Here is a 25,829-nt window from a genome sequence, read left to right on the forward strand (position 1 = left end):
CTGGAGCAGGATCGGCGTCGCGTCAGCCCCCCGGAGGCAGAAAGCTGCGATGCATGACGCGCAAGGCCCGGTCCTATTGCTCGACGGGCTGGCCGTGCATCGCCCAGTCCTTGAAGCCACCGCGATAATGGCTGTCGATATCGAGCCCGGCCGACTGCGCGAATTCCAGAGCCCGCAGCGAGCGCACGCCGGCCGCGCAGGAGAACACGACGCGTTTTCCAGAAGGATTGGGCAGGTCGGCGGGGTTGAATTGGGACAGCGGCCGCGAGACCGAGCCGGGAATATGCCCGGCGGCGAATTCATGCGGCTCGCGCACATCCACGATCAGAATGGAATCAGCCGCGAGCCCGGCCTTGATGTCGTCGATATCGAGATCGTTCACAGTCACGGCTGCCATCCAGTCCAGGCTAATCCAGTAGCTTCACCAGATAGAGCGTGAGGGCTGGAAATGCCACCACGATGCCAAGCCGAATGATATCGGAGAGCACGAAAGGCAGCACCCCGCGATAGATCCGCGTGACCGGGACATCACGCGCCAGCGAAGCGACGACGAAGACGTTGAGGCCGATCGGCGGGCAGGTCATCCCGATCCCGACCACGATCAGGACGAGGATGCCGAACCAGATCGCGATATCGTCGACAGGCATGCCGAAATCGAGCGCGGTCACGATCGGGAAGAACACCGGCAGCGTCAGCAGGATCATGGCAAGTTCGTCCATGACGCCGCCGAGCACGATGTAGAAGACGAGCAGGCCGACCAGGACCGAATAAGGCTGCCACCCCGACGCCGCGATCATTTCGGCCGCAGCGGTCGGCACCTGGGTCAGCGCCAGGAAGGCGTTGAAGATCTCGGCTCCGAGCAGGATCGCAAAGATCATCGCCGAGGTCTCGGCCGTCTGCAGGATCGCCTCGCCGATCTCCTTCAGGCCGAGCGTCCGCCGGAACACGCCGATCATCAACATGACAAAGGCGCCGACCGAGGCCCCCTCTGTCGGGGTAAAGATCCCGCCATAGATGCCGCCGACCACGATCAGCGCGACCAGCATCGCCGGGATGACCCCGAGCAGCGGACCAAGCCTGTCGCGCCAGGCGATCCGCTCATGCGCCGGACCAAGCGTGGCGTCGAGCCGGGTCATGAGCGCGATGGTGATACAGTACATCGCGGCCGCCATCAGCCCCGGGATCAGGGCCGCCTTGAACAGCTTGGCAATGTTCTGCTCGGTCGAAATCGCGTAGACGACCAGGATCACCGAGGGCGGGATCAGGATCCCGAGCGTGCCGCCGACGGCGGTGACACCACAGGCGAAGCCGGGGTCGTAACGGTATCGCCGCAGCTGCGGCAGCGCCGCGCGCGCGAAGGTCGCCGTCGTCGCAACCGAAGACCCGCAAATCGCGCCGAAGCCCGTGCAGGCCCCGATCATCGCCATCCCGAGCCCCCCACGGCGATGGCCGACAAAGGCCGACGCGGCCTTGAACAGGTCGGATGCCAGGCCCGATCGCTCGGCGAAAGCCCCCATCAACACAAAGAGGGGAATCACCGACAGCGTGTAGTTGGCGAAGATCTGATAGGGCGTCGTCTTGATGTAGTTGAGGAACGGCTCCAGCCCGTTGAGCTGGATGTAGCCGAGGCCACCAACCAGCATCATCGCCAGCCCGATCGGCAACCTGACGGCCATCAGCGCGAGAAGCGCGACGAAGCCCGTGATGGCGAGGGTAAAGCCGCTCACGGGCGCGCCCTCACCAGCCGGCTGGCGCTGACGAACGAGGTCAGCGAAACCAGCGCGGCCAGCACGGCGCAGAGCGCGATCGGGAGATAGCTCGGCAGCTGCAGGACCATCGTGTTCTCGCCGCTCGCGAAGGCCGCCAGCGCACCGGCCGCGAGTCGCCAGGCGATCAACGCCATGACCAGCGCATAGACGATGTCCCAGAGCGCATCGATTGCCCTTTGCCAGCGCAACGGCAGTTTCAGCGTGAAGGTGTCGACGAAGATGTTGCCGCGCCGAAGCTGGCAATAGGGCAGAAAGCAGAAGGCGGCGATCGCCGTCGCCATCTGCACCAGCTCGAAATCACCCGGGACGCCGGCCGCGCCGACCAGGTCGCTGCGCAAGGTCACGCTGACGACCACCATGGTCGCCAGCGCAATCAGCAGAACGCCACCCGCGATGGCGATCCCACGCACCAGAGCATCGAAGCCCGGCATCGTTGCCTCCCGGCCGCTGACCGCCATGATGCGCCGTCAAGCCGCCTTCTCGTGCTTGGCAAGCGCCGCCTTGGCGCTCTCCAGCAGCTTCGCGCCGTCGAGCCCCTTGTCCTTGGCGGCCTTGATCCAGCCATCGATCACCGGCTCGGTCGTCTTGCGCCAGCGCGCCGCTTCGGCTTCGTCGAGCATGGTGATGGTATTGCCGCGCTTGCGAACCATTTCGGACACCACGACCGCCTGCTCGTCCCAGACCCTGCCGGCCATGGCAGCCGCAGCAGCCCCGGAGTTCTTGTCGAGAACCGCCTTCAGCTCGGGCGCGAGCGAATCGTATTTCGCGCGGTTCATCGCCAGGATGAAGGTCGCGACATAGAAGGTCGGCGAGCCCGGGATCTCGGTGTGATACTTCACCAGCTCCTGGACCTTGATCGACGGAACGACCTCCCAGGGCACGACGCAGCCATCGATGACACGCTGCGCCAGCGATTCCGGCACCTGCGGGATCGGCATCCCGATCGCATTGGCGCCGAGCGCCCGCAGCGCTTCGCCGGCAAGCCGGGTCGGGAAGCGCAACTTCAGACCTTTCAGGTCCTCCATCGTCTTCACCTGCTTGTTGGCATGGATCAGCCCGTGATCATGCGCCCAGAAGCAGATCGGTTTGACGTCCTTGAACTCGTCCTTGAGGTTCTGCTCGGCGTAGTCCGTCAGCGCCAGCGAATTGACCAAGGCGCGCTTGTTCGAGACGAAAGGCAGCTCGAAAGCCTCGATGCCGGTGAACCGCCCCGGCGTATTGCCGGGCAGCGTCCAGACGATATCGGCAACACCGTCACGAGCCTGGTCGAAGAGCTGCGGCGGCGTTCCACCAAGCTGCATCGACGGAAAGATGTCGATCTTGATGCGGCCATTCGATTCGGCTGCGACCTTGTCAGCCCAGGGCTTCAGAAACTTGGAATGGCCATTGGCGACGGGCGGCAGGAAGTGATGCATCTTCAGCGTCACCTCCTGGGCATTGGCGCGACTGACACGCATCACGGCCGGCGCGGCAACGGCCGAGCCGGCAAGCGTCAGGAATTTGCGGCGATCAAAACTCATTCATCCCCTCCCCAGAGGCCTGCTCAGGCACAGCATGACGGGCCATTCCCATAAGGAATGCCCTGTCTGCCTTATTGGTATGACAGATGAGCGCCAAAGCGCGGCTGACGCAAGAGCCGTCCGCTTGAAATTGACGCGGTCTCGACGAGCATCAGAGCAGCATGCGGGCCATCCCGCATGCCGTTGCTTCAGTAACCCGAAAGCGGATCAGGCCTTGGGCGGAATACGCAGCACCCAGCCGGGCATGATCAGGTCGGGATTCTTCACCGGCGGCGTATTGGCCTTGACGATCTCGGTGTATTTCGCGCCCTGCCCCTTGCCGTAATGCTCCTCGGCGATCTTCCAGAGCGTATCGCCCTTCTTGACCGTGTAGAACACGGCAGCGGGCGCTTCCTTCGTGACCGCCAGCTCGGACTCGACCTGCGCGACGCCCGTCGTGTTGCCGAGCGCAAGAATGATCTTCTCGGCCTCTTCGGTAGAAACCGCCTTGCCGGACACCTTCACCTTGTCGCCATCGATCTGGATATTGACGTCGGAGGGCAGCCCGTGCCCGGCCAATTCCTTCTGCAGAGCGTCGGGCGTCGCCGCCTGTGCCGAGCCACCGAAGATCTTCGCACCGGCTTCCTTGATGAAACTGAACAGACCCATAGCTTATCCTCCAGTGTCGGGGCTGGTATGAAGCCTGCTTGCCGCTGCAAGTTCAAGTTGAATTGCGTGATGCCGGCAAAGGGAGCGATATGCCGGCAGGTTTCACCATGACATGGCAGCTTGCGCGCTGCGGCAGCTTCCCTCCGTGCCTGCGGGCTGGCAAGAAGCTCGCGTCCTCAACGGAAGGCCCTTCCCATGTTCACCTTGGCCCAGGCCCAGACCATCCTCGCCAGCACGCTCGCCCATGCCGAAAAATCCGGGTTCAAACCACTCGCGATCGCCATCATCGATGCGCGGGGCGCCCAGAAGGCCTTCGCGGCACAGGACGGCACCAGCCTGAAGCGCGGCGAGATCGCACTCGGCAAGGCGCATGGCTCCGTGGCGCTCGGCCTCGGGTCGCGCGCCCTGCACAAGATGGCGCTCGACCGCCCCTATTTCATTGAAGCAGCAACCCATGCGGTCGGCGGATCGCTCGTGCCGGTCCCGGGTGGTGTGCTCATGCGCGATGGGGCCGGCGTGCTGCTTGGCGCAATCGGAATCTCAGGAGACACCTCGGACAATGACGAGGCAGCGGCCATCGCCGGGATTTCAAGCATAGGCCTTGTTGCTGACACGGGTGCCTGAAACAGGAAATTCTTCTCTTTTCCGGCCACCGCCTACGCTTGGGCGGGGGTTTTCATTGCATTGCAGCAGGATTTGCTGCATCGGCTCCCGCGCATGGCCGCAGGGAACACCCCGAGGGAATTCACGATGAGTGCCGAAATTGCCAACGAGAACGTCGCCGAGAGCGAGGTCATCGAAACCGACGTCGTGATCGTCGGCGCGGGTCCGTGCGGCCTGTTCGCGGTGTTCGAACTCGGTCTGCTCGATATCCGCGCCCATCTCGTCGACATCCTGCCGAAGGTCGGCGGCCAATGTGCCGAGCTTTATCCGGAAAAGCCGATCTATGACATTCCCGGTTTTCCGATGGTCACGGGACAGGGCCTGGTCGACAATCTGATCGAGCAGGTCAAACCCTTCGGCCCGACCTTCCATCTCAACCAGATGATCGAGTCGCTCGAGCCGACCGGCACGACGGAGGCGCCGCGCTTCCGGGTGCGCACCGATGCCGGCACCGTCTTCAACACCAAGACGGTGCTCGTTGCCGCCGGGGGCGGATCATTCCTGCCGAAGAAGCCGCCGATCCCGGGGATCGAGGCCTATGAGGGCAACAGCGTCTTCTACGCCGTCCGGAAGATGGAAGCCTTCCGCGACCGCGAGATCCTGATCGTCGGCGGCGGCGATTCCGCGCTCGACTGGACCCTGAACCTGCAGCCCCTCGCCAAGCGAGTGACGCTGATGCACCGTCGCGACGATTTCCGCGCTGCGCCGCATTCGGTCGAGCAGATGCGGGCACTGGTCGCGGACGGCAGGATGGATCTGAGGATCGGTCAGGTCACCGGCCTGAAGGGCGACGGCACCGCACTGGAAGCCGCGATCTGTCGCGACAGTGCCAATGAGGCCTTCGAGGTCTCCTGCAATACCCTGCTGCCGTTCTTCGGGCTGACGATGAAGCTCGGACCGATCGCGAGCTGGGGGTTGAACCTGCACGAGAACCTGATCCCGGTCGACACCGAGAAATTCGAGACCAATGTGCCGGGCATCTTCGCCATCGGCGACATCAACACCTATCCCGGCAAGCTCAAGCTGATCCTCTCGGGCTTCCATGAGGCGGCGCTCGCCGCCCAGAAGGTGCACCGTTATGTCTATCCGGAGAAGCGGTTGACCTTCCAGTACACCACCTCCTCGACCAGCCTGCAGAAGAAGCTCGGCGTCGCCTGAGGGCTAGGCGAGGCGAAACCCGCAAGGCTTCTCCTCGAGCAATTTGGGTCCGGCGATGCGTTCGTGTCGCCGGACCTTTCCTTTGGGGGGCGATCTGACGCATCGGCCCGAAAACTGGATTGCGACTTTCGGGAAAGCCGATCCAGACGCGGAAAGGATAGACCATCGGGCCTGATACGAAATCCGGTCCGATGATTTAGCGAACCAGGGTCGCAGTCTGCGGCGCTTGGCCGTGATCGCGGCTTTCGAACCAGCCGCCATCTTCATAGAGACGCGGATTGGGCGTCGGGCCGGATCCCGCCGCCACGCGCGGCTCCGCAGCCGAAGGCGCCTCCTCGGGCACGATCGGTTCGACGCGATCGCGCAGCTCCGCGATGGCGCCCTCGACCGGCTTGAAACTGAAGCGCACGGTATGCGTCCCCGCCGGCACCTGCACGGCGCGAAACAGCACATTCGCCCTCAGGATATCGACGTCCGCACCGTCGAGCTCCGCCCGCCACCATGGATGCCAGATGTCGTTGAGCAGGACGAAGCCAGGCTTGTCCGTCGTGACCGTGATCTCAACTTCGGTGTTCTGATAGCGCGTCAGCTTGACCTCGGCTTGCGCCGAAATCGGCCCTTCCGGCACCGCATCCGGCGGCACGCTATCGAGCAGCACAACCTGCTGCGGATCGATGTCGGGCCACTGGCCCGCAGATTTCATGCCGTCGAAGTCGGCAAGCTGCCACCCACCGACGAACATGGCGCGCGGCAAGGCCCGTGGGTTCTCGTAGATGTATCCATCCCCCGTGAAGGCGACGAGCTTGAGATCATCCGATTTCAGCGCGTGATCGACCTGGCCGATCGGAACCCGCGTCGCGATGTAGCGCAGGCCGAGGAGATCGGCGAGGCGGCAGCGATAGGAGGGAAAAAGCGGTGTGAACTTGCGCTGGTCCGGCGCAGCGATCGAGTCCCGCGTGCCGACCGCATCCGAGAAATCGGCCAGCCGCAACGGATTATAGCCGAGCGTATGGTCAAAGCCGTGAACCATCCCGACATTCGGCCATTCGAACCCCATGCCGAGCAACTCGACGCGGTCACGGCGTGGCGAACCGGCCGGCTGGGCAACCAGTTGCTTGAGAATGTGGACGGTCTCGTTCTTCGTCTCCTGACGGAGCACGTCGTAGAGCTGCGGCGACAATGCAGTCGAGTCGTTGGGGCCGTTATTGACGCCAAGATCCGCGCCGACGACGCCGGCGACCAGGAGCACGCTGGCGAGCGGCGCCAGCGCTCCGCGCCAGCGCGTCAGCACGACCAGGACCAGCCCCGCACCCGCAAACCAGAAGGCCGCCGACAGGCTCGGCCACCAGGCGTCGGCAAGGTGCCCCTCGCGCTTCGAGATGAACAAGGCCGCGGCGACGAGCGCAGCGACGACCACTCCGGCAAAACCGAGATCGCGATACAGTGAACCGAGACGCTCCTCGCTCAGAATGCGATGCAGCACGTATCCTGCGAGCAGCGCACCAAGCGCGCCGATCAGGAAGGTCGCATCGGCCGGGCGCCGGAAGACCTTCACGCCCGGCAAATACTCGTAAGTCGCCTGAAACAGCGGCGTGTAGCGCCCGAGCGCAAACAGAACCATGAAGACGAAGAGCAGCGTCAGCGGCCGGATGGCCTTGTCCCAGAGCCAGCCACGGCTCAGGCCCGGCGCGATCAAGAGCAACAGCGGCAGCGCCCCGACATAGACCTGCCCCATATTCTGCGACAGAAAGAGCTCCTTGGCATCCCAGGCCGGGCTGTAAGGGCCCCAGAAGTCCACGGCCGGATCGCGCGCGCCGAAAAGATCAGCCACGAAGGCGGTCAGCAGCGAGGCCGGATGCAGCGAGCCGCGCCCAGCTTCGATGAGATCGACCTCGGGACGAGTCGTCGCCTCGGCGAAAAGCCAGGTCCAGATCAGCGGCAGCAGAATCGTCGCAAGTCCCGCAACGCTCGCGACCGAAATCGGTGCGAGGCTCGCGCGGACAGCGGCCCAGCCGCCGGAGAACCAATGCGCGACGACCATGCCGATCAGCACATAGGCGCCCAGCAGCGCCACCTGGTCGGGCTCCAGCACCATCATGCCGGCGGCAAAGCCGGCAAGCGCGCCAGCGCGCAGCGACGAGCGCTGAAGCATGCGCGCCGTCAGCCAGAAGGCGATCGCAAAGAATGCGAGACTCGCGATCTGGCCGACATGCTGCACACGCCAGGCAGCCGAGGCGCCAAAGGCGAAGACGAGCGCGGCAAGCAGGCCGCCAGCCGGGTGCCAGCCGCGATCGCGGAAGAACATCAGGAAGGCGAGCCCGCCGGCGAGCAGGTGCGCCAGCACGTAGGCATCCACCATCCGGAAGCTCGGCGATGGCGTCAGCAGCGCGAGCAGGATGGCGGGCGAGAAGATCAGGGATTGCGGATCGGCAACCTGTGGCGAGCCGCCGAAGACATTATGCGTCCAGAATGGCGACTGGCCGCTATGCAGGGCCTGGGCGAGAAACTGAATCTGGGCCTGGAAATGCGCCTTGGCATCGAAGGGAATCGTGACCGCCCCCGAAAGCCAGGGCCAGCACAGGATGCTCCACGCACAAACAAATCCCAGGGCCGCCAGCCAATAGCCGGCGACCTGCCCTTCAAACCGCTTCACCCGGACCCCCAAGGTCCCCCGGCACGGACGGCCCCGTTGTGGGAACCTTCTTCCAGCCCAGTCAGTATTGCTGACCTTGCCAAGGCCCACGTGAACCGAAACTGAATGGGTTCACATTTTCGTGCGCCGGTCGAAAACAGGCTGAACGCATTCGAAAGCCCGGAGGCCTCAGCGCTGCGCGGCGAGCCAGGCTCCGAGCGTGCGCCGCTCTGCATCCGTCATGCCGGTCAGGTTGTTGGGCGGCATGGCATGGGTCATCACCGCCTGTGTCCGGATCGCGCGGGCCTGAACGGCGATCCGCTCCGGCTCATGCAGCCAGATTCCCTTGGGCGCGATCTGGATGCCGGGCCAGGATGGCTCCGGCGCGTGGCACATGGCACAGCGCCCGGTCACGATGTTGGCCACCTCGGCGGGCGGCAGGTTCATTCCCGCCAGAAGTGCCGGCCTGGCCGGTTCGATAGCCTTCAGGCCGAGCCGTTCGCGCCCGCCTGGAGACGATGCCATCGCCAGCCAGAAGGCGAGCCAGAGCGCAACCAGTGCAACGGCCCAGGTCCACCACGGCGATTTCGCGTGGTCGGCATGGCGGACATTGTAAAAATGCCGGATCAGCGCGCCGGCGATGATGATCAGCGCCACCAGGGCCGGGATGATCGCCGAATTCGCATAGGTGACGGGGTAGTGGTTCGACAGCATCAGGAACAGCACCGGCAGGGTGATGTAATTGTTGTGCGTCGAGCGTTGCTTGGCCTGCTTGCCCAGTCGCGGATCGGGCTTCTCCCCGGCCGTCAATGCGGCGATGACCTTCCGCTGGTTCGGCATGATGATGAAGAAGACATTGGCGGTCATGATCGTCGCCATCAGCGCACCGGTATGGATCAGCGCGCCACGCCCGGAGAAGACCTGGCTGAAGGCGTAGGATGCGGCAATGACATAGCCGAAGCCGAGCAGGCCGAGCACGACCTCGTTCTTGCCCAGCGGGGACTTGCAGAGCCAGTCATAGAACAGCCAGCCCAGGGCCAGCGCGGCGATGCCGATCGCGCCCGCAGCGAAGGGCGATAGCGCCATGACCGCCGGGTCGATCAGATAGAGTTCCGACTGAGCGTAATAGACCCAGACCAGCAGGAAGAAGCCCGAGATCCAGGTCCAGTAGCTCTGCCATTTATGCCAGGTCAGCTCCTCCGGCATGCGCGGCGGGGCGACCAGATATTTGCGCATCTCGTAGAAACCGCCGCCATGCACCTGCCAGGCACGTCCTCCCTCACCTGCCGGGATATCGGCCTCGGGCCGCAGGGACGCGTCGAGATGGATGAAGAAGAAGGACGCGCCGATCCAGGCGATCGCCGTGATCACATGCAGCCAGCGCAGCAGCATGCCCCCCCATTCCAGCAGATAGGCGTCAAGCATGGGAAAGCCCCACTCCCCGAGGGCGCGCAATTGATTGACAGGGCCGAATCCGGGATGGAACCTTCATGATGCGTCCAGACTAGGGTTGGCCTTTTTCCGAACGCAAGCTTCGCCACGAGCAGCACACAGCATCAGCGGCTCGGCCGGCGCATTTTCAAGGGATTGGATGGGATGGGACGCCTCTCGACGCATGTGCTCGACACGGTCAATGGCAGGCCCGCAGCGGGTCTGACGCTCGCACTCGATCGCCTGACGCCCGATGGCAAGCGCGAGCGCATCATCGAGACCACGACCAATGCCGATGGACGCACCGACCAGCCTTTGCTCACCGGAGAGGCCGTCCTGCCCGGCACCTATGAACTGACCTTTGCGCTCGGTGCCTATTTTCGTTCACTCGGCACAACCATGCCGGAGCCGGCTTTCCTCGATGTCGTGCCGATCCGCTTTGGCATCGCTGACGCCGAAGGCCACTACCATGTCCCACTCCTGGCCTCGCCCTGGAGCTACTCGACCTACCGCGGCAGTTAAGGCATCGGCCCGAAAACCGGATTGCGGCTTTCGGTAAAGCCGATGCAACACAGAAGGCCAGACATCGCCGCCCGGCCTCAATCCTGGCGCCTCCCGCCAAATCAAGATCACCCTCGCGAGCATCAGCCATGAGCGACCAGACCTACCCCCGCGACCTCGTCGGCTATGGCCGCAATGCCCCGCATCCGCATTGGCCGGGCAATGCCCGCATCGCCGTGCAGTTCGTGATCAATTACGAGGAAGGCGGCGAGAACTGCGTTCTGCATGGCGATGCGGCCTCGGAGGCCTTTCTCTCCGAGATCGTCGGAGCCGCGCCCTGGCCCGGCCAGCGCCACATGAACATGGAGTCGATCTACGAATACGGCTCGCGTGCCGGCTACTGGCGGCTTTGGCGCATGTTCACCGAACGCCACCTGCCGGTGACGGTGTTCGCCGTTGCAAGTGCGCTCGCGCGCTATCCTGAGATCGTCACATCGATGAAGGAGGCCGGCTGGGAAATCGCCACCCATGGGCTGAAATGGATCGACTATCGCAGCCTCCCCGCCGAGCAGGAGCGCGCCGATATCGATGAGGCGATTCGTGTCCAGCGCGCACTCACCGGCGAAAGACCGCTCGGCTTCTACCAGGGGCGTTCATCCGAGAATACGACGCCGCTGATGATGGAGGAAGGCGGCTTTCTCTACACCGCCGACGCCTACGCTGACGAACTGCCCTACTGGATCACCGGACCGAAGGGCCCGCAGCTCACGGTTCCCTATACGCTCGACGCCAACGACATGCGCTTTGCCACGCCGCAGGGCTTCAACACCGGCGAGCAATTCTTCACCTATCTCAAGGATTCCTTCGACACCCTCTATGCGGAGGGCGACGAGGCGCCGAAGATGATGTCGATCGGGCTGCATTGCCGGCTGGTCGGCCGTCCGGGCCGCGCCGCGGCGCTGGCCCGTTTCCTCGATTATGTCCGCAGCCATGACCGCGTCTGGGTCGCGACCCGGCTCGATATCGCCCGCCACTGGATCAGGCAGCATCCGCCGGCCGGGGGTTACCGGCCATTAAGACTCCCGAAAGCCCTTTTCGCCGAGGTGTTCGGCCGGGTCTGGGAACACTCGCCCTGGGTAGCCGAAGCCACCTATGACGCCGGTCTCTCGGCCCGCGAGGACAGCGCGGAAGGCCTGCACACGGCAATGGTGAGTGCGATGCGCTCCGGTTCGCGCGACCAGCAGCGTGCGCTTCTCCTCGCCCATCCCGATCTTGCGGGGAAGCTCGCGGCCGCCAAGGAACTAACTCTGGAATCCACGGTCGAACAGGCCTCGGCTGGCCTCGATCGCCTGACCAGCGACGAACGTGCGCGCTTCACTGCGTTGAACGAAGCCTACAAGGCCCGCTTCGGCATCCCCTTCATCATCGCAGTCAAGGGCCTCACCAAGAACGAGATCATCGCGGCCTTCGAGGAGCGCCTGAAGAGCACGCCTGAGCAGGAATTCCTAGCCGCGTTGGTCCAGGTGGAGAAGATCGCGCTGCTGCGGTTGCGGGATCTGTTGCCGACGGGCTGAACGGCTCTACAGCCCGCTGACCAGATGGCCGCCATCGACGGCAACGACCGAGCCGGTCATGAAGCGGGCGGCGTCTGAGCATAGCAGCAGGAATGGGCCGTCGAGATCGGTGAGATCGGCGGCGCGACGCATCGGGATGCGCTTGATCAGCGCCTTGCCCTCGTCGGTCTCGAAGAAGGCACGGTTGAGATCGGTGACGACATAGCCCGGCGCCAGCGCGTTCACCCTGATCTTGTGGCGCGCCCATTCCAGCGCCAGCGCCTTGGTCATCTGCACCAGTCCCGCCTTCGAAATCGCATAGGGCGCGACGCTGAGCGCCACGCGCTCGCCGAGGATCGAGGCGATATTGACGATGGCACCGCCGCTTTCCTGCTGGGCCATCAATCGCGCGGCCGCCTGTGCGGCGAAGAAACAGCCCTTCAGATTGATGTCGAGATGCGCATCCCATTGCGCCTCGCTCAGGCTCAGCGCGCGCTCGGGATCGGCAACGCCGGCATTGTTGACCAGCAGATCGAGGCCGCCCATTTCGGCGTACGCCTCCGGGATGCCGGTCTCGATCGCCGCGACCGATCCGATGTCGAGCGCGAGCGGCGTCACCTTACCCGGCAATCCGGCGCAGGAACGAGCCAGTTCGGACAACCGGTCGAGGCGGCGCGCGGCAGCAACGACATGCGCTCCCCGCGCCGCGAGAAGCCGGGCGAAATACTCACCGAGCCCTGAAGACGCACCGGTCACCAGCACGCGTTTGCCCTGCAGATCCTCGAACATGCCGCTTCCTCACCGCTCCTCGATGCAACGCGAAGGGACACCGCCACAGTGCGGGGGTCAACCTGCTGATAGATGGCCCCTGGCCGCGGCGAACCGTGCTGCGCTGCGGAACAGGCCGGTCTCGCCTGCGTTCTGAACAAGGGTTCGGCCAGGAGGGATCACATGTTCCGGATTCTATTGATCATCGCCGTGATCGCCATCGGCTTTGACGCTGTCGTTCATCAGGGCGCCTATACCCGCGAGATATGGCTGGGCCTTGTCGGCCTGACCAACTCCCTGCTGGGCAGCATCAAACAGTGACACCTGGTTGCCGTGCATTCAGGCAGCGGCTCGCTCCTCGACGAGGGACGCGATCGCATCCAGCATCTGCGTGTCGTCGCCGGCCATTCCGTCCATCGCCGCCATGCGGATGATGACGGTGGCCGCGACCGTCTCCTCCACCGTATCCTCGGCATAGGCATAGAAGATCGTGGCGTGCTGACCGTCGCGATGGCAGCGGCCCTCGATCTGCTGCAGCTGGATCGCGCTGTGTCGCATATCGTGGACGACCAGCGACCGCTCGCGCTCGCCGCCGGCCATCTCGCCGCGATGCAGGGAGATCGACTCCGTCACCGTAAAGACGACGACGTCGAGCGCCCCGGTCTGGAAGGCAAGCCGCGTCTCTTCATTGGCCTGCCCGGAATGCTCGCCATTGATCTCGCCGACCTTCCAGCCGCGCCCGCGCAGCATCTCCGTCAGCATCGCGCTGGTCTCGAGAAAGGCGACGGAGATCGCGACCTGTTCGTCATTGCCGAGCAGGTCTTCGACGAAATCGGCAGTGCCAGGAATACGTAGCAGGCTCGCCTTCTGGCGGAACCTGAGATCGGCCGCCCAGCCGGCCGGCTTGCGTGTCGAACCACCGGCCAGGCCGAGCTCCCGCCGGAATTCGCGCCATGTCGCGTCGTAGAGCCGCCGTGCCGGCGCATCCAACGCGATCGGCGCCAGCTCACGCTGCACCTCTGGCCAGCCGGCGATCTCTTCCGGCCGCCGGCGCAATCCGATTGCGTTCTCGCCCCGGTACAGCAGATCCGACATGAGCTTCCGGTCCGCCTCGTTCGACTCCCAGCTCCAGTTCTTCCAGCGCCCCTTGGCCCGGCCAATCTTCAGGCGCTTCATCAGGGCGCGAAAACCGTCGAGATCGGCGCTCGGAGCACCGGCGGCCTGGGCCAGCAGCGATCCGAGATAGGAGAGTTCGTGCGGGGATTGGCCCGCCGTCGCGCTCATATAAATCGCGAAGCGGGCCGCCGCGGCCATCTGGCGACAGACCAGTCCCTGCTGCGAGTTCGGATTGCGGATGCGATGCGCCTCGTCGATCACCACGATCGGCCAGACCCGCTTCGGCGTCCCGAGCTTCGCGAGCTCGTTGTTCTTTGCCCGCGTCGAGCGCTTCTTGCTGTCGGTGGGGGCTGCGAGCAATGACTTCGTCCGCTCGAAATTCATCAGCGTGATCTTCTTCGGCGGCAGGCCGGAATGCGCGATGGTGCGCCGCCATTGTGGGATCGCGCCCTTGGGGCAGATCACCAGCACCTCGTCCTCCGGCATCGCGGCAACGGCGAGCCAGGCCGAAAGCGTCTTGCCGAGTCCGGTCAGATCGCCGAGCAGGAAGCCCGGCTTACCGGCCGCCCGCGCGTCAAGGATCGCATCGCGCGCGACAAGCTGGTGCGGGTGCGGGATCATGATCTCCGACGGCGCCACGCTTCTTCCGGTCGGCTTCGTCATGCTCCCTCGGCTTCCCTTGTTTGGGCAGGCATGGCCGCCTGCACGGTGCGCGGCGTCGCCGCCGCAGCCACGGCGTCGGCGGCTTGCAGTTCCGCGATCAACATGGTGATGAAATTCGTCACCAGCCGCGGCAGCACGCGGCCCGACATGGTCTGCACTTGCAGGCTGCGCGGCGGCAACTCGCCATCCCTGAGCGGCAGCGCGACCACCGAGCCATCGCGGACCGAGGCGCCGAAGGAAATGCTGCTGGCGAACATCACGGCACCGCCGAGCTTGCAGAGATGTCTGAGGCTCGCGACATTGGTCGAGACCAGAACCGGGTCGACAGTCAGGCCCCGCGCCGAGAAGTAGATATCGACGATCCTGCGTACCGTCGCCTCGCCATCGAGCACCGCGATCGGATGGGCGAAAATGTCCTCGATATGGATCGGCGTCTTGGTCGCCAGCGGATGGTGCGGCGCAACGAAGGCATAGGTCTGGGCCGCACATTGCCAGTTGATCGTCACGCCGCGCTCCGGCTGCAGCACGAAGGTCAGGCCGATATCGATCGAACCGGTGCGAATATGCTCGGTCACGACCTGCGGCGAGATGACCTTGAGATCGAAAGCAACATTGGGGTGGCGCCTCCGGAAGTTGTAAATGACTTCGGGGATGAAGCTGACGGCAAAGCCCTCGGTGACACCGAGGCGGATCAGGCCCTTGCTCGCGCTGCGCAACTCACGGATTTCGTTAACGATCTGCTCGCTCTCGAGCTCCAGGCGCTGGGCATAGGCGGCAAGCGTCTGGCCGGCCTGGGTCAGGATCATGCCGTGTGAGCGCCGCTCGAACAGGCCGGCGCCGAGTTCCTTTTCCAGATTGGCAATCTGTCGGCTGACGGCCGAGCCGGCAACGCGCAGCCGCTGCGCCGCAGCGCTGACGGACCCTGTTCGCGCCACTGCCAGGAAATATCGCAACGCCGGAGTTTGCATGATCGGGCTTTAGCGATGCTTTGCCGGTTCGGCAACGATCCCTTCTATTCATTCTTATGGCGGCAAGCGCTTTCCTTAGGCAGATTTCAAACTGCATGCAGAGCGACGGATCACCGTTGCCGCACGTGGCTACACCAAGACGAGCGATAACGCTGCGAGGGGAAGAAGTATGAGATTTGTCACGAAGGCCATCGCGTTGGCCCTGGCTTCGACGGCTCTGGCCGCAGCGGGAGCGGCCACGTCGGCATTCGCCCAAAAAGCCGCCAATACCGTCCGCTTCGCCTATGATCAGGCACCTGAGAACGTCGACCCCTTCTTCAACAACGTCCGCATCGGCGTGATCATCGGCGCCAATGTCTGGGATACGCTGGTCTATCGCGACCCGGTCACCAACGAGTACAAGGGCCAACTCGCCAAGAGCTGGAAGCAGATCGACGACAAGACCATCGAGTTCGAGCTCCGCGAAGGCGTGAAATTCCACAACGGCGAGGAATTCGACGCCGATGACGTGGTCTACACCCTGAATTTCGTCGCCAAGCCCGAAAGCAAGGTCGTCACCCAGGGCAACGTCAACTGGATCGAGAAGGCCGAGAAGCTCGACAAGTACAAGGTCCGCCTGACCACCAAGGAGATCTTCCCGGCTGCGATCGAGTATCTTGCCGGTCCAGTCGTGATCCATCCGAACGAGTATTACGAGAAGGTCGGCCCCAAGGGGCAGAACGAGAAGCCGGTCGGCTCGGGCCCCTACAAGGTCACGAACTACGTCCCCGGCAAGTCGATCACCCTTGAGACCAACAAGGACTACTTCAAGGATTCGCCCAAGGCGCAGGCCAAGGTCGGCAAGATCGAAATCCGCTTCATCCCCGACCGCCAGACCCAGATGGCCGAGATGCTGTCGGGCGGTGGCGACCTGATCATGCACGTGCCCAAGGATCAGGCCGACCAGCTCAAGACCGTGCCGATGCTGCAGGTCGTCTCCGGCGAGACGATGCGCATCGTCTTCATGCAGATGAACATCCTCGAGAACACGCCCTCCCCGGCACTCAAGGATGAGCGCGTCCGCAAGGCGATCATCCACGCCATCGATCGCGAGGCGATGGTCAAGAACATCGTTGGCGACGGCTCGCGCGTCATCAATACGATCTGCTTCCCCTCGCAGTTCGGCTGCACGGACGAGGGCGCCGCGCGCTACCCCTACGACCCCGCCAAGGCCAAGGCGCTGCTCGCCGAGGCTGGCGTCAAGGACCTCACGCTCGACATCGTCGCCTATCGCGAACGCAATCAGACCGAGGCGCTGATCGGCTATCTCCAGGCCGTCGGCATCAAGACCAACCTGCGCTTCCTTCAATACGCCGCCATGCGCGAGCTGATCGCCACCAACAAGGCGATGCTGACGCACCAGACCTGGGGCTCGTTCTCGGTCAACGACGTCTCGGCCAACACACCGAACTATTTCGCCTTCCGCAGCGAGGACATCACCCGTGATCCGCAGGTCCGCGACCTGCTGAACAAGGGCAACAACTCGGTCGCGCCGGAGGTCCGCAAGGAGGCCTATAAGGAGGCGCTGAAGATCATCGCCGACAAGGCCTATGCCGCGCCGCTCTATTCGCTGCCGGTCTATTACGTCGCGAACAAGGACCTGATCTTCAAGGCCTATCCGGACGAGCTCGTCCGCTTCTGGGAAATGAGCTGGAAGTAACACGCTCTCCGCTCCGATCGAGCCAAGCGTCTTCCCGGATCGGTGCTGACCGCGCCGATCCGGAATCCATGCCAGAGCGTCTCGGACAGGGATTCAGATGTGGATCCCCTCTGTCCGGCGCGCTCAGGCCGGGATGACCAGGGATTCCGTTCCCTATGAACATCATTGGAAGCACCACGTGTTAGGCTTCATTCTCAAACGGCTGGGTCTGGCGCTGCTTGTCGCGCTCGCAGTCTCGGCCATCGCCTTCTTCCTGTTGCGCCTGTCGGGCGATGTCGCGGTCGCGATCGCCGGCGAAGGTGCGCAGCAGGCCGATATCGACCTGATCCGCGAGACCTATGGCCTGAACCGGCCGATCATCGTGCAGTATCTCGACTGGCTCTGGCGGACACTCTCCGGCGATCTCGGCACGTCGATCTATTTCAAGACGGACGTCGCCTCGCTGGTGATGGCCAAGCTTCCGGTAACGCTGATCCTCGGCCTGACATCACTCGCCTTCGCGCTGCTGATCTCGATTCCGCTCGGCGTGCTCGCGGCGATCTACGCCAATAGCTGGATCGATCGCGTTGCGCTGGCGATCGCCGTCGTCGGCCAAGCGATGCCGAACTTCTTCTTCGCGCTGATCCTGGTGATGCTGTTCTCGATCACCTTGCGCTGGCTGCCGGTTTCCGGCTCCGATAGCTGGCTGCACTATGTCATGCCGACCGTGGCGCTCGGCTATTACGCCGCGCCGGCCTTCATGCGGCTAATCCGCGCCGGCATGATCGAAGTGCTCTCCGCCGACTATATCCGCACCGCCCGTGCCAAAGGGCTGCCACCCGGCAAGGTCGTGTTCAAGCACGCGCTGCGCAACGCGGTCGTCCCCGTGGTGGCGCTCGCCGCCGTCCAGCTCGGCTTCCTGCTCGGCGGCTCGGTGGTGATCGAAACGATCTTCGCGCTCGATGGGCTCGGCTACCTCGCCTATCAGAGCATTACCTACAAGGATTTCCCGGTCATGCAGGTCGTCGTCCTGCTGCTCTCGGTCGTCTACGTCCTGCTCACGCTCGCGGCCGATATCGCCAATGCTTGGCTCGACCCGCGCATCAGGGTGGCTTGATCATGAGCGAAACCGCACTCTCCGCTCCCGACGCACCCGAGCTTTCCGAAGCCCGCAAGCTGCTGCGCCGCATGCTCGGCCAGAAGGCCTTCGTCTTCGGCGTCGGCCTGCTGCTGCTCTTCATCGCAATCGCGCTGCTCGCGCCGGTTCTGGCGCCACATGATCCCTATCTGCAGAACCTGACGGCCCGCAATGTGCCGCCGTTCTGGTACGAGAAGGGCAATTGGGCCCACCCGCTCGGAACCGATCCGCTCGGGCGCGACTATCTCTCACGCCTGCTCTACGGCGCCCGGATCTCGCTGCTGATCGGCATAAGCGTCGTCGTCATCTCGGGCCTGATCGGCACGACGATGGGCCTGCTCGCCGGTTATTTCGGCGGCCGGATCGACATGCTGATGACGTTCCTGGTGACGACGCGCCTGTCGATGCCGGTGATCCTGGTCGCGCTCGCGGTCGTCGCCATCGTCGGCTCCTCGCTCTGGATCGTCATTCTGGTGCTCGGCCTGCTGAAATGGGACCGGTTCGCGGTCGTCATGCGCAGCGCAACCCAGCAGGTCCGCTCGCTCGACTATGTCGCCGCCGCCCAGGCCGCCGGCGCCTCGACTACGCGCATCATCCTCGGCGAGGTGCTGCCCAACATCGCTCCGCATCTCATCGTCGTCGCCACGCTGGAAGCGGCGAGCGCCATCCTGCTCGAGGCGGCGCTCTCCTTCCTCGGGCTCGGCGTGCAGCCGCCCCTGCCCTCATGGGGTCTGATGATCTCCGAAGCCAAGGCCTACATGTTCTTCTCGTTCTGGCTCATCGCCCTGCCCGGCACGGCGCTCGCCGTGCTCATCTTCGCGATCAACCTCGCCGGTGACGGCCTGCGCGACGTGATCTCGCCGGAGGGTCGCACCTGATGCAGGCCTCCGACAACACCGTGATTCTGGATGTCGACGGTCTCACCGTCGACATCGCCACCCCGCGCGGCCCGCTCCATGCGGTCCGCGACCTCTCCTTCAAGGTCGAGCGTGGCAAGACACTCTGCCTCGTCGGCGAGTCCGGCTGCGGCAAGTCGATGACCTCGCTTGCGATCATGGACCTGCTGCCGAAGGCTGCGAAGCGTAGCGCCCGCAAGCTCGGCTTTGCCGGCGAAGACCTCGCCAGGGCTGGCGCCAAGCGCATCAACAGCCTGCGTGGCAATCGCATGGCGATGATCTTCCAGGAACCGATGACGGCCCTCAACCCGGCCTACACCATCGGCGACCAGATGACCGAGGCCTATCGCCTGCACAAAAAGGCGAGCGAGACGGAGGCACGCGAGCGCGCGACCCATCTGCTCGACAAGGTCGGCATCGCCAATGCCGCCCAGCGTCTCGGCCAATATCCGCACCAGCTCTCGGGCGGCCTGCGCCAGCGCGTGATGATCGCCATGGCGCTGATGTGCGGCCCGGAACTGCTGATCGCCGACGAGCCAACCACGGCGCTCGACGTCACCATCCAGGCGCAGATCCTGAGACTGCTTGCCGATCTCCAGCAGGAGCTCGGGATCGCCATGGTGCTGATCACGCACGACCTCGGCATCGTCGCGCGCATCGCCGACTGGGTCGGCGTGATGTATGCCGGGCAGATCGTCGAGGAAGGCCCGACGGAAGCGATCTTCCGCCAGCCGCGCCACCCTTACACACAGGGGCTGATCGACTGCATCCCCGTCCCCGGACGCACCGAACCGGGCGGCAAACTCGGCGTCATTCCCGGTGTCGTTCCCTCGCTCATCGGCGAGATCAAGGGCTGCAGCTTCCGCGATCGCTGCAAGCACGCTGAAGCGGCATGTGCAGAAACCCCACCCTTGCGCCACCGGCCTGACGGCCAGAGTTGGCGCTGCATCCTGGAGGACGCGGCATGAGCGGCGCTCTCTCGCCTCCCAACCTCGCGCAACCCGAGATCCTGCTCGAGGCCCGCGAGCTGACCCGGTCCTTCTCGGTCAGCCAGGGCCTGTTCAAGGGCAAGCGCACGCTGCACGCGGTCAACGGCGTATCGCTGACGATCGCCAAGGGTGAGGTGCTCGGCATCGTCGGCGAGTCCGGCTGCGGCAAGTCCACGCTCGCGCGCATGCTGCTCGGCCTGCTGCCGCCGTCGAGCGGCGAGATCGCGCTCTCCGGCGAGAATGTCGGCAAGCTCGGGCGGCTCGGCATGGCCAGGCGGGTGCAGCCGGTTTTCCAGGACCCCTATTCCTCGCTCAACCCGCGCCGGACGATTGCCTCGATCGTCGCGCTGCCGCTCGCGGTGCAGGGCCTTGGCACAGCGGCCGAGCGGCGCAAGCGCGCCATCGACATCCTCGAGAAGGTCGGCCTTCCCAGGCGCTTCGCGGACCGGTATCCGCGCGAGCTCTCGGGCGGCCAGCGCCAGCGCGTCGCCATCGCACGTGCGCTGATCCTAAACCCCGAGATGGTGGTCTGCGACGAGCCGACTTCGGCGCTCGACGTCTCCGTGCAGTCGCAGATCCTCAACCTGCTCAACGACCTGCGTAGCGAGCTTGGCCTGACCTATGTCTTCATCAGCCATAATCTCGTGGTGGTGGAGCATATCGCGACCCGTGTCGCCGTGATGTATCTCGGCCGGGTCGTCGAGCTGACCGATACCGCGACCCTCTTCAAGGCGCCGCGCCATCCCTACACCAAGGCGCTGCTCGCCTCGGTGCTGACGCCGGAGCCGGGCAAGGGCATCCCGGAAACCGGCCTCGGCCTCGCCTTTCCCGACCCGCTCAACCCGCCGCCCGGCTGCCCCTTCCATCCGCGCTGCCCGGCGAAGATGGCGCAATGCGCGACGGTGACGCCAAAGCTGCGCCAGGACGAGAGCGGGCTGGTCGCCTGCCATCTCTACGAATCCGCCGCCTCAGGCGCGACTGCATCCTGACATCCAAGGAGACGACCATGACCCGCGCCAAGGCGATTGCGCATGCATATGACTATTTCGACAGCGGCAAGTTCAAGAGCGACCTTACGCGCCTCGTAGCGATGCCGACCGAGAGCCAGAACCCCGAGCGTGCTCCGGTTCTGAGCGAGTATCTCGAGAGGGAAATGCAGCCGCTGCTGGAATCGCTCGGCTTCACCTGCAGGACGCTGAACCATCCGCGCGCCAAGGGCCCGTTCCTTTTCGCCGAGCGTATCGAGGACCCGAGCCTGCCGACGATCTTCGGCTATGGCCATGGCGACGTGATCCGCGGCCTCGACAAGCAGTGGAGCGAGGGCCTCTCTCCCTGGACACTGACCGAGCGCGGCGACCGTTGGTATGGCCGTGGCGTCGTCGACAACAAGGGTCAGCACGTCATCAACATCAACGCCCTGCGTGCCGTCCTCGAAACGCGCGGCAAGCTCGGCTTCAACGCCAAATATCTGATCGAGATGGGCGAGGAATGCGGTTCGCCCGGCCTGCGCGAGCTCTGCACCGAGCAGAAGGAGCTGTTCAAATCCGATGTGCTGATCGGCTCGGACGGGCCGCGCCTCAATGCCGAGCGCCCGACGGTCTTCCTCGGCTCGCGCGGGGGGGTCACCTTCGATCTCACCATCAATGCCCGCGAAGGCGGCCACCATTCCGGCAACTGGGGTGGCATCCTCTCCGATCCCGCCATCCAGCTGGCCCATGTCATCGCTTCGATCGCCTCCCCGACCGGCCAGATCCGCATCCATGAGTGGGTGCCGAAAGAGTTGCCCGAGCCGGTGCGCAAGGCACTCGCCGATTGCGAGGTCGATGGCGGCCCGGACGGCCCGACGATCGATCCGGAATGGGGCGAGCCCGGCCTCTCGCCCGCCGAGCAGGTGTTCGGCTGGTGCTCCTTCGACGTGCTGGCGATGAAGTCCGGCGTGCCGGAAACCCCCGTGAACGCCGTGCCCCCGAGCGCCTGGGCCCGCTGCCAGCTCCGCTTCGTGGTCGGCATCGATCCCCACGAGGTGCTGCCGGCGCTGCGTCGTCACCTCAAGCGCCACGGCTTCGGCATGGTCGAGGTCACGCTCGCTCGTGACGAGATCTTCAACGCGACCCGCCTCGATCCCGAGGATGCATGGGTGCATTGGGCGCTCGCTTCGATCGCCAGGACCACAGAGAAGAAGCCCGCGCTGCTGCCCAATCTCGGCGGCTCGCTGCCGAACGACATCTTCTCGGAGATCCTGGGCCTGCGCACCATCTGGGTGCCGCATTCCTATCCCGGCTGCTCCCAGCATGCTCCCGACGAGCACCTGCCCGTCGCCATCGCGCGCGAGGGACTCGGCATGATGGCGGGCCTCTACTGGGATCTCGGCGAGGGCAACACGCCGGCACTCTGAGGCCTATTCGACAGGCTTACGCGGCCCCCTGTCGGGCGGCAGATCGAACGGTGTCGCCGGAGGCCTCTCCGGCGGCACATTCGGTGGCAGCTCCGGCGGCGGATCGCGCGGGACGCCGACCGGCTCTTCCTCTGGCGGCGATTCGACCGGCGGCGCCGGCGGGACTTCTGCCGGCGTCAGAGGCGGGGCCTCCGGCGGCGGAAATGGCGGCTGCGGCACGCCCGGTGAGTTGAGCCGATCGGTGGTCGTCGCGGACATCACGAACTCCTTGTTCGGTCATCAACGCGTCGAAGCCGCGAAGGTTCGCGGCCAGCCCACCAAACGCCCCGGCATTCCGAAAGCGCCGCTCGATGGCGGCGGCATCAGTGTCATCGTACGGAGGAGCGCGGAGGAACGGCCCGCCGGTCAGGGCCCCGAAGAATCTCCGGACTCGGTCCCTGCCTTGGATCGAGAGCCATCTCCCTCCGGGAATTGATCGTCGTTCGGCGGTCGTCCCTGCGCCCAACGCTCGATCGAATGGTCGATGGCGAGCAGGGCGAGCGCGATGGCCGTGCCGGTAAGCGCCACACGCCAGTGACCAAGCCCGGCCGCAGAACCGAGCGCCGCTGTCACCCAGACGGCCGCTGCTGTCGTCAGCCCATGCGGCATGCGGTCATTCTCGCGCCGAATGATGACGCCCGCCCCAAGGAAGCCGATGCCGGTGAGAACGCCTTGCACGACGCGGCTGGCGGCGTCGGGGTGGGGCGCCCCGTAGAGCTCACCGCTGAAGATGGCCGCTGCGGCCGCCGCGCCAACACCGACAAGGCCGAAGGTGCGAATTCCTGCGCTCTTGTGCCTCAGCGTCCGCTGCCAACCCACAGCGATGCCGGCAAGCGCACCGCAGAGCAGTTTCAGGACAATGTCGAGTTCGGTCAGCATGCGAAGCGAATCCCGACGCCACGGCGAAGCCTCATTTCTCTACCCGGCAGCGGAACTGATCAACAGTGCAGGAAGAACCGGGCAAGACTTCTGGCGCCTGGGTCTCGCCCCGCTGCATCCAGCTCCCCGCCGCCAAATTAACGTACAATAACGTGAATTATAGCAATTTCCGTTGATCTGTGCGCAATGCTCATATTACAAGCAGCGCTCCCGACCGATCGGACCAGTGCGGGCAGCGTGAAACTCTTCAGTCCCATTCTCGCCGGCGCCACGATCTCGGAACGTCTGATCGCCTGTGCGGGCGCGTTCGTCGCCATTGCGTTGACCGCCGCAGCCGGCCTGCTCTTCCCGGCCCCTTCTCCCTTGGTTGTTGCGCCGATTGGGGCTTCCGCGGTCCTGATCTTCGCCGTTCCGACAAGCCCTCTTGCCCAGCCCTGGCCCGTCATTGGTGGCAACGTCATCTCCGCCTGCGTCGGCCTTTGCGTTGCCTGGGCGGTTCCTGACGTCACCCTCGCCGCGGCGCTCGCGGTGGCGCTTGCGATCGCCGTCATGTCGGTCACGCGGTCGCTTCATCCTCCCGGCGGCGCGGTTGCCCTGACTGCCGCACTTGGTGGCTCGGCTGTCGCCAAATGGGGCTCTCTGTTCCCGCTGATCCCCGTCGGGTTGAACTCGCTGGCCTTGGTTGCGCTCGGGGTGGCATTCCATGCCCTCTCGCGCCGCTCCTATCCCCATCGTGCAGCACGAACCGAGCTGAACAAACTCCCGACGGGCTCAGCTCCGCCCTTCATCGCGGCGGATATCGACGAAGCTCTGGCGCAAATGGGCGAGACCTTTGACATCACGCGCGATGATCTGGACCGGTTGCTGCAATATGCGGAGGCAAATGCGGCACGCCGACAAGCCCGGACGTCCTGAACGTCAGCATCGAGCGCTGGATTGCACCGCCGCCGGGCTTGTCTATTGCTATAGGGCGCTTCGCTTGTCTCGCCATGCTCGGCGTCGCGGCGGCGCCCCTGCATTCTGGATCTGGACCACGTCATGCTGAGCGCGTTTCCGCGGATCGATCTCGTCGGCGGCCCAACGGCGCTTGAGCCGATGCGCCGCATCGGCCGTGTGACCGGGCATCCGCAGCTTTGGATCAAGCGCGACGATTGCATGCCGCTGGCCTTCGGCGGCAACAAGGTGCGCAGCCTCGAATTCTGGATCGGAGAAGCGCTCGCACGGAAGAGCGACATGTTGGTGGTGGCCGGCGGCCTGCCCTCCAACCAATGCCGGCTGGCCGCGGCGGCGGCGGCAAAAATCGGCATCGACATCCTCGTCCTCTATGCCGGAGACCTATCGGCTCCTCTGCGCGGCAACGCCCTGCTGACGGAGCGCCTGGGCGCGGAGATCCGGCTGCTCGGCCCCGTTGGCGAGGAGGAGCGTGGGCGGCTGGCACGGCAGACAATCGCCGAACTCGAGGCCGCTGCACGACGGCCCTATCTGATTGGCGATCCGGTTCTGGGAGCGTTGGGCTATGTCCGGGCGGCGCAGGAGTTATCCGAACAGGCCCAGGCGCTGAGTCTCGATCTCCGGCACATCGTACTTCCCGGCTCGATGGGCGTGACGGAAGCGGGAATGATCTTCGGAGCGGCCGTCCTCGGACTGCCGTGGACCTTCCATCTGGTCAGCGTCGAATACGACGCTTGTACCCTTCGGCGCCGTCTCGACGATATCCTGGGCGACCTTGCTGGGCTTGTTGGCCGAGCCCTGCCATCAGGGTGTCTCGACCGCGTCCGCATCGACCTCGGACAACTCGGCGAGGGATATGGCACCCCCACGCCAGCATCGGTTCAGGCGGCAGCTCTCTTTGCCCGGCATGAGGCGCTGATGCTTGAACAGACCTACGTAGCCAAAACCTTCGCCGGGCTGCTGAAGCTGGCGGAAGACCGCATCATTTCGCCCGATGACGCGGCCTGCATCCTGCACACCGGCGGCACGCCGGCGATTTTCGAACAGGGCTGATCTGACTGCCCCGGTCCGCGCACACGCCTTCGTTCAAACGGGGCGCTCATCCAGCTGCGCGGAGCCTGGAATCTGGCCGAAGTTGCCGCTGCTACGCTGGGTCGAAGATCTGGCTGGCTCGGCACGAATGCATACCGGAACATGCAGGACGAGCCGCAAAACAACCATGCCGGTCCCGGGCAAGGCCGGTCCCCAGGCGGGGCTAAATAACTGAACTTCAAGGAAGGTTCGTGGTGGGTGATGTAGGGCTCGAACCTACGACCCGCTGATTAAGAGTCAGCTGCTCTACCAACTGAGCTAATCACCCATACGCCACGAAGACGTTGCCTTTCTGCCGGCCGGAACCGCGTCAGGCAGGGGGCGTGTAACAAACGCCCCCTGCCCTGTCCACCCCGTTTGAGCAGAAAAATGCACTCCGGCT

25 protein-coding genes and 1 tRNA gene are annotated in these 25,829 nt (G+C 64.7%); 13 read left to right on the plus strand and 13 right to left on the minus strand.

Features of this window, described 5'->3' with window-relative positions; translation table 11 throughout:
* Positions 1-73: 73 nt before the first annotated feature.
* From AB4118_RS20795 to lysM, 5 genes are all read right to left on the minus strand, one after another.
* Positions 74-397, minus strand: a complete 324-nt coding sequence (locus tag AB4118_RS20795; protein WP_441491533.1) for a rhodanese-like domain-containing protein — start codon at positions 395-397, stop codon at positions 74-76.
* 10 nt (positions 398-407) lie between these two features.
* Positions 408-1,727, minus strand: coding sequence for a TRAP transporter large permease (locus AB4118_RS20800; RefSeq protein ID WP_441491534.1), 1,320 nt, complete (start codon positions 1,725-1,727; stop codon positions 408-410).
* Entirely contained in the window at positions 1,724-2,200 is a 477-nt protein-coding gene (locus tag AB4118_RS20805; RefSeq protein WP_441491535.1) for a TRAP transporter small permease, read from the minus strand. The genes AB4118_RS20800 and AB4118_RS20805 overlap by 4 nt, the downstream gene beginning before the upstream one ends.
* Positions 2,201-2,236: 36 nt before the next feature.
* The gene (locus AB4118_RS20810) at positions 2,237-3,289 is read right to left on the minus strand and encodes a TRAP transporter substrate-binding protein (RefSeq protein WP_441491536.1); all 1,053 of its coding nucleotides are present in this window, start codon (positions 3,287-3,289) and stop codon (positions 2,237-2,239) included.
* A gap of 207 nt (positions 3,290-3,496) precedes the next feature.
* On the minus strand, positions 3,497-3,937 hold the full coding sequence (lysM, locus tag AB4118_RS20815) for a peptidoglycan-binding protein LysM (RefSeq protein ID WP_043237577.1): 441 nt from the start codon (positions 3,935-3,937) through the stop codon (positions 3,497-3,499).
* Positions 3,938-4,132: 195 nt separating this feature from the next.
* On the opposite strand from lysM, the gene AB4118_RS20820 reads away from it, so the two are divergent.
* The gene (locus AB4118_RS20820; RefSeq protein WP_441491537.1) at positions 4,133-4,561 is read left to right on the plus strand and encodes a GlcG/HbpS family heme-binding protein; all 429 of its coding nucleotides are present in this window, start codon (positions 4,133-4,135) and stop codon (positions 4,559-4,561) included.
* A gap of 126 nt (positions 4,562-4,687) precedes the next feature.
* Positions 4,688-5,758 (plus strand): NAD(P)/FAD-dependent oxidoreductase, encoded by a 1,071-nt coding sequence (locus tag AB4118_RS20825; RefSeq protein ID WP_441491538.1) that lies wholly within the window; start codon positions 4,688-4,690, stop codon positions 5,756-5,758.
* 196 nt (positions 5,759-5,954) lie between these two features.
* Here AB4118_RS20825 and AB4118_RS20830 read toward each other — a convergent pair whose 3' ends face one another.
* Entirely contained in the window at positions 5,955-8,411 is a 2,457-nt protein-coding gene (locus AB4118_RS20830; protein WP_441491539.1) for a hypothetical protein, read from the minus strand.
* A 168-nt stretch (positions 8,412-8,579) separates the two neighbouring features.
* The gene (locus AB4118_RS20835) at positions 8,580-9,815 is read right to left on the minus strand and encodes a urate hydroxylase PuuD (protein WP_441491540.1); all 1,236 of its coding nucleotides are present in this window, start codon (positions 9,813-9,815) and stop codon (positions 8,580-8,582) included.
* A 171-nt stretch (positions 9,816-9,986) separates the two neighbouring features.
* Here AB4118_RS20835 and uraH point away from each other — a divergent pair, with 171 nt between their 5' ends.
* Together uraH and puuE are read left to right on the plus strand one after the other, a co-directional pair.
* Positions 9,987-10,343 (plus strand): hydroxyisourate hydrolase, encoded by a 357-nt coding sequence (gene uraH / locus AB4118_RS20840; RefSeq protein ID WP_441491541.1) that lies wholly within the window; start codon positions 9,987-9,989, stop codon positions 10,341-10,343.
* Positions 10,344-10,471: 128 nt separating this feature from the next.
* The gene (puuE, locus tag AB4118_RS20845; protein WP_441491542.1) at positions 10,472-11,896 is read left to right on the plus strand and encodes an allantoinase PuuE; all 1,425 of its coding nucleotides are present in this window, start codon (positions 10,472-10,474) and stop codon (positions 11,894-11,896) included.
* A 6-nt stretch (positions 11,897-11,902) separates the two neighbouring features.
* On the opposite strand, the gene AB4118_RS20850 is transcribed toward puuE, so the two are convergent.
* Positions 11,903-12,664 (minus strand): SDR family NAD(P)-dependent oxidoreductase, encoded by a 762-nt coding sequence (locus AB4118_RS20850; protein ID WP_441491543.1) that lies wholly within the window; start codon positions 12,662-12,664, stop codon positions 11,903-11,905.
* Between the two features lie 162 nt (positions 12,665-12,826).
* Between AB4118_RS20850 and AB4118_RS20855 the strand changes: the two genes are divergently transcribed.
* The gene (locus tag AB4118_RS20855; protein WP_162768072.1) at positions 12,827-12,964 is read left to right on the plus strand and encodes a hypothetical protein; all 138 of its coding nucleotides are present in this window, start codon (positions 12,827-12,829) and stop codon (positions 12,962-12,964) included.
* Positions 12,965-12,982: 18 nt separating this feature from the next.
* Here AB4118_RS20855 and AB4118_RS20860 read toward each other — a convergent pair whose 3' ends face one another.
* Both AB4118_RS20860 and AB4118_RS20865 read right to left on the minus strand, forming a co-directional pair.
* On the minus strand, positions 12,983-14,422 hold the full coding sequence (locus AB4118_RS20860; protein WP_441491544.1) for an SNF2-related protein: 1,440 nt from the start codon (positions 14,420-14,422) through the stop codon (positions 12,983-12,985).
* Positions 14,419-15,390, minus strand: a complete 972-nt coding sequence (locus AB4118_RS20865) for a LysR family transcriptional regulator (RefSeq protein WP_441491545.1) — start codon at positions 15,388-15,390, stop codon at positions 14,419-14,421. Before AB4118_RS20865 ends, AB4118_RS20860 begins: the two co-directional genes overlap by 4 nt.
* 169 nt (positions 15,391-15,559) lie before the next feature.
* On the opposite strand from AB4118_RS20865, the gene AB4118_RS20870 reads away from it, so the two are divergent.
* The 6 genes from AB4118_RS20870 to AB4118_RS20895 all read left to right on the plus strand — a co-directional run bounded on the left by AB4118_RS20870 (position 15,560) and on the right by AB4118_RS20895 (position 22,486).
* Positions 15,560-17,089: an ABC transporter substrate-binding protein gene (locus AB4118_RS20870; protein WP_441491546.1), complete on the plus strand. Its 1,530-nt coding sequence runs from the start codon at positions 15,560-15,562 to the stop codon at positions 17,087-17,089.
* A gap of 178 nt (positions 17,090-17,267) precedes the next feature.
* Positions 17,268-18,185, plus strand: coding sequence for an ABC transporter permease (locus tag AB4118_RS20875; protein ID WP_441491547.1), 918 nt, complete (start codon positions 17,268-17,270; stop codon positions 18,183-18,185).
* Positions 18,186-18,187: 2 nt separating this feature from the next.
* The gene (locus AB4118_RS20880) at positions 18,188-19,084 is read left to right on the plus strand and encodes an ABC transporter permease (RefSeq protein ID WP_441491548.1); all 897 of its coding nucleotides are present in this window, start codon (positions 18,188-18,190) and stop codon (positions 19,082-19,084) included.
* Complete coding sequence (locus AB4118_RS20885) at positions 19,084-20,070, plus strand: ABC transporter ATP-binding protein (protein ID WP_441491549.1); 987 nt, start codon at positions 19,084-19,086, stop codon at positions 20,068-20,070. The genes AB4118_RS20880 and AB4118_RS20885 overlap by 1 nt, the downstream gene beginning before the upstream one ends.
* Entirely contained in the window at positions 20,067-21,080 is a 1,014-nt protein-coding gene (locus tag AB4118_RS20890) for an ABC transporter ATP-binding protein (RefSeq protein ID WP_441491550.1), read from the plus strand. Before AB4118_RS20885 ends, AB4118_RS20890 begins: the two co-directional genes overlap by 4 nt.
* A gap of 17 nt (positions 21,081-21,097) precedes the next feature.
* The gene (locus AB4118_RS20895; RefSeq protein ID WP_441491551.1) at positions 21,098-22,486 is read left to right on the plus strand and encodes a M20 family metallopeptidase; all 1,389 of its coding nucleotides are present in this window, start codon (positions 21,098-21,100) and stop codon (positions 22,484-22,486) included.
* 3 nt (positions 22,487-22,489) lie between these two features.
* Here the strand turns inward: AB4118_RS20895 and AB4118_RS20900 are convergent, their stop codons facing one another.
* Both AB4118_RS20900 and AB4118_RS20905 read right to left on the minus strand, forming a co-directional pair.
* A complete protein-coding gene (locus AB4118_RS20900; protein WP_441491552.1) occupies positions 22,490-22,744 on the minus strand; it encodes a hypothetical protein in 255 nt (84 codons plus the stop codon).
* Positions 22,745-22,891: 147 nt separating this feature from the next.
* Positions 22,892-23,404 (minus strand): MgtC/SapB family protein, encoded by a 513-nt coding sequence (locus tag AB4118_RS20905; protein ID WP_441491553.1) that lies wholly within the window; start codon positions 23,402-23,404, stop codon positions 22,892-22,894.
* Between the two features lie 237 nt (positions 23,405-23,641).
* Here AB4118_RS20905 and AB4118_RS20910 point away from each other — a divergent pair, with 237 nt between their 5' ends.
* Positions 23,642-24,319: an HPP family protein gene (locus tag AB4118_RS20910; RefSeq protein WP_441491554.1), complete on the plus strand. Its 678-nt coding sequence runs from the start codon at positions 23,642-23,644 to the stop codon at positions 24,317-24,319.
* 123 nt (positions 24,320-24,442) lie between these two features.
* Complete coding sequence (locus AB4118_RS20915) at positions 24,443-25,408, plus strand: 1-aminocyclopropane-1-carboxylate deaminase/D-cysteine desulfhydrase (RefSeq protein WP_441491555.1); 966 nt, start codon at positions 24,443-24,445, stop codon at positions 25,406-25,408.
* A 231-nt stretch (positions 25,409-25,639) separates the two neighbouring features.
* Here the strand turns inward: AB4118_RS20915 and AB4118_RS20920 are convergent.
* A tRNA-Lys gene (locus tag AB4118_RS20920) sits at positions 25,640-25,715 on the minus strand.
* Positions 25,716-25,829 lie beyond the last annotated feature (114 nt).

The sequence above is a fragment of the Allobosea sp. 2RAB26 genome (assembly GCF_052115465.1).
In the GTDB taxonomy this organism is placed as follows: Bacteria; Pseudomonadota; Alphaproteobacteria; order Rhizobiales; family Beijerinckiaceae; genus Allobosea.